Annotated in this window: 2 protein-coding genes; one reads left to right on the forward strand and one right to left on the reverse strand. The window is 76.0% G+C overall.

Going from position 1 to position 2,095, the window contains the following annotated elements; genetic code table 11:
• Window positions 1-165: 165 nt before the first annotated feature.
• Complete coding sequence (locus ABZY91_RS41930; RefSeq protein ID WP_355409493.1) at window positions 166-546, reverse strand: ArsR family transcriptional regulator; 381 nt, start codon at window positions 544-546, stop codon at window positions 166-168.
• A gap of 109 nt (window positions 547-655) precedes the next feature.
• Between ABZY91_RS41930 and ABZY91_RS41935 the strand changes: the two genes are divergently transcribed.
• The gene (locus ABZY91_RS41935) at window positions 656-1,921 is read left to right on the forward strand and encodes an MFS transporter (RefSeq protein WP_355409495.1); all 1,266 of its coding nucleotides are present in this window, start codon (window positions 656-658) and stop codon (window positions 1,919-1,921) included.
• Window positions 1,922-2,095 lie beyond the last annotated feature (174 nt).

The raw sequence follows: 2,095 nt of genomic DNA on the forward strand, positions 1-2,095 counted from the left end.
GCGGGCGCGCGGGGGTTGGGGGTGGGGTGGGTGGGCTAGGGGCGGCCCGTCGCCGGGGACGACGGCCCGCCCGCGTTCCGCCGCCCCCGGTGCGAGCGGGGGCGGCGGGGCCCCGGGTACGGGGGGCCCGGGGCCGTTCAGGGGCGGGGGTGCGGCCCCCGCCGGTCAGGGGCTGTTCGGGGTCCAGCCGGCGACGAGTCCGAGGAGCCCGGGGAATCGGGCGTCCAGGTCGTCGATCCGTACGTGGCTGCGCCGCTCCAGGCCGTACTGGCGCTGGCGGATGACGCCCGCCTGGCGCAGCGCCTTGAAGTGGTGGGTCAGCGAGGACTTGGGCCGGTCCAGCCCGAACCAGCCGCAGGGGTGGTCGAACCGCTCCCGTTCCAGGAGGAGCTTGCGGACGATGGTGAGCCGCAGCGGGTCGCTCAGGGCCCCGAGTACGAGCTCCAGCCTGAGCTCCTCGACGGCCGGCTCGGGAAGCGCCTCCGGCAGGTCGGCCGGTTCCGGCAGGACGACGAAGGGCGGGGCCTGGCGCAGCGTCGAAGGCATGGGCGACTCCTCGTGGGCCGAAAGGATTTCGGACTCTCCTGTACGAGTCTCATCGTACTGCATGCTATGTTCGAGTTAACTCGTACTACGTCTGGCGGAGGGAGCGACCATGTCGGAGAGTCGGACGGTGTCGGTGCAGGAGGCCGCCGAGGCGGACCTGCCGACGCCCGGGAGGGAGCAGGGGGCGGCCGCGGGGACGCCCACCTGGTGGGTGTGGCTGGCCGCGTGGCCGGTGACCGCGGTGTTCGTCCTGTCCAACGCGGCGACCCCGCTGTACGTGGTCTGGCAGCGGGACATCGGGTTCTCCAAGGGCACCCTGACCGTCGTGTTCGCGTTCTACATCGTCGGGCTGCTGGGCTCGCTGCTGGTCTCCGGGGTGGTCTCCGACCGGCTCGGCCGCAAGCCGGTGCTGCTGCCCGCGCTGGGTCTGGCGGTGGCCGCCTGCGCGATCTTCGCCACCGCCTCGTCGGTCGCCGCGCTGATCGTGGCCCGGCTGTTCACCGGCATCGCGGTCGGCGCCGTGGTCTCGGCCGGCATGGCGGCCGTGACCGACGTGGCGGGCCCGGCCCGCAAGCGCCTCGCCGCCCTGCTGGCCTCCTGCGCGATGGTCTTCGGCGCGGGCCTCGGCCCGCTGCTCGCCGGGGTGCTCTCCGAGACGGCGCCCGGCCCGACCGTGACCGTCTTCGTGGTCGAGGCGGTGCTGCTGGCCACCGCGGTCCTCGCGGTGCTGCGGATGCCGGTCCGCCGGCCAGCCGCGCCGGCGAAGGGCGCCTGGATCCGGGTGCCCGGGGTCCCGCGCGGCAACGGCCTGCAACTCGCCCTCGGCATCGCGGTGTTCGCGCCCGGCATCACCGCGACCTCGTTCGTGCTCTCGCTCGGCCCGTCGCTGCTCTCCGGCCTGCTCGGCACCACCAGCCGGATCGTGGCCGGCGCGATGGCGTTCGTGATGTTCCTGACCGCCACCGCCGTGCAGTTCGCCGTCCAGAAGCTGCGCCGGCGCACCATCCTGATGGCCGGCGCGGTCTCCACCACGCTGGCCATGGTGACGCTGATCGCCGCCGTCCACGCCTCCTCCGTTCCCGTGCTGGTCGCCTCGGCCCTGCTCGCCGGGGCCGGCCAGGGCATGGGCCAGCTCGGCGGTCTCTCGCTGCTGAACTCCGCCGTCCCGCCGCGGCGCCTGGCCGAGGCCAACGCCGCGCTCAACGTGGGCGGTTACGTGCCGGCCGGGCTGCTCCCGGTGTCGGCCGGCTACCTCAGCGACTCCGTCGGGCTCACCGACGGGGCGACGGTCTTCGGCGTCGTCCTGCTGGTGCTGGCCGTCGCCGGCGGCCTGATCGTGGCCGGCAGCCGGGGCCGGCTGCCGGAGACCACCTGACCGGTCCGGCCTCCCCGACCGGCCCCCGTCCGGCCGGGTCGACCGGACCCGGGGTCCGACGGACCCCCGGCGAAGGCCCCCCCCGGGCGGCCCCCCGCGGGCGGACCACCGGCGCGGGCCCCGCCCCCCCCCCCCCCCCCCCCCGGGGGGGCCCCCCCCGCGTCCGGCGCGGGA

Source organism: Kitasatospora sp. NPDC002965 (assembly GCF_040611255.1).
In the GTDB taxonomy this organism is placed as follows: Bacteria; Actinomycetota; Actinomycetes; order Streptomycetales; family Streptomycetaceae; genus Kitasatospora.

Excerpts from the sequence above, each read along its gene's own strand:
- ABZY91_RS41930 (WP_355409493.1), bottom strand. The coding sequence starts at position 546 with ATGCCTTCGACGCTGCGCCAGGCCCCGCCCTTCGTCGTCCTGCCGGAA.
- ABZY91_RS41935 (WP_355409495.1), top strand. The coding sequence starts at position 656 with ATGTCGGAGAGTCGGACGGTGTCGGTGCAGGAGGCCGCCGAGGCGGAC.